Below are 1,036 nucleotides of genomic sequence, written 5' to 3'. Positions count from 1 at the left end.
TTCACTTTTGGTCTGGCCGGTGAGCGTGACGGCGCCGGTGGCGGCAAGCTGCATGTCCTGCCGGGCGTAGCTGTCCTTGAGCGTCAGGTCGCCATCGACAGAGAGCACGAGGTTGCCCTGCAGGGCCGCCAGGCGGCCGGTGCTGTTCACGCCGAGACCCTTTTCGGTGGCGATGAGATACACCTGGTTCGCATGCATGCCGCCGAGGTCCTTGATGTCCACGGCGAACCGCGGTGCGGCACCGTTGCCGGGCTGTACGGTCTGCCGCAGCGTGCCGTACAGCACCTCGTTGGCGCCGGCGATGGCGTTGAGGTTTTGCGCCCAGACCTCGCCTTCGAGCACGATGCCGCGCGCGATCAGGTCGAGTTGTTCAATGTTGGCGGCATTCAGGCCGTTGCCGCCGACGGTGAGCTGTCCCTGGCGCACGTCGATGGCACGGATCGAGCCGTCGCCGTTGAATCGCGGCGCGCCGGTGGCCAGCGTGGCATGGCCGGTATTCAGGAAGCCGCAGCCGTCGCAGCGGATGCCGTTGGGATTGGCGACGACGATGTCGGCGCGGCGGCCGGCCACTTCGATCGTGCCGCGCAGCTGTGATGCGTCCGGGCCGATGACTTCATTGAGGATGATGCGCGCCGGCACCGGACCGAGCTGCAGGTTGCCGCTGATCCAGCCGCCTTGCTGGGTCAGCGTTGGATTGGTGCTGTTGTTGAGGATGAGGCCATTGGGCGCGACGTTGAACTGCTCGAACTGGTTGCGCGAGACGCCGCCGGCCGAGGGCGGTGCAATATGGGCGATGGGCACGCCGTTGCGGGCCGCGTCCATGATGGCGCGCTGACCGGCCGGCGCCGATGTGGCCGGGGCGATCTGCGCGTGGGCGGGAAAGGCCGACACGGTGGCCTGCAGGAGCAGCAGCACCGACATGAGCGCCACGACCCAGCGCCGCCAGGGGCGCTGCGACGCTTGCTTCGATGGATTCGACCCGGAGACATTGGCGATGGTATGCATGGCGGTTCCGTATTGCGGATGAAGTGACGAT

The 1,036-nt window shown here is 67.2% G+C and carries 1 protein-coding gene; it reads right to left on the bottom strand.

All coding sequences use genetic code 11. The features are described from left to right. Nucleotides 1-1,005 (bottom strand): filamentous hemagglutinin N-terminal domain-containing protein (locus tag CHB88_RS24090; protein WP_143131476.1); only part of this gene is annotated, 1,005 nt, incomplete at its 3' end. Between the last annotated feature and the right edge of the window lie 31 nt (nucleotides 1,006-1,036).

Origin of the sequence: Noviherbaspirillum humi, from assembly GCF_900188095.1 — a bacterium.
GTDB classification, from domain to species: Bacteria; Pseudomonadota; Gammaproteobacteria; order Burkholderiales; family Burkholderiaceae_D; genus Noviherbaspirillum; species Noviherbaspirillum humi.
The sequence above is the reverse complement of the archived record's forward strand: the minus strand, read 5'-3'. Positions and strand labels throughout refer to the sequence as shown.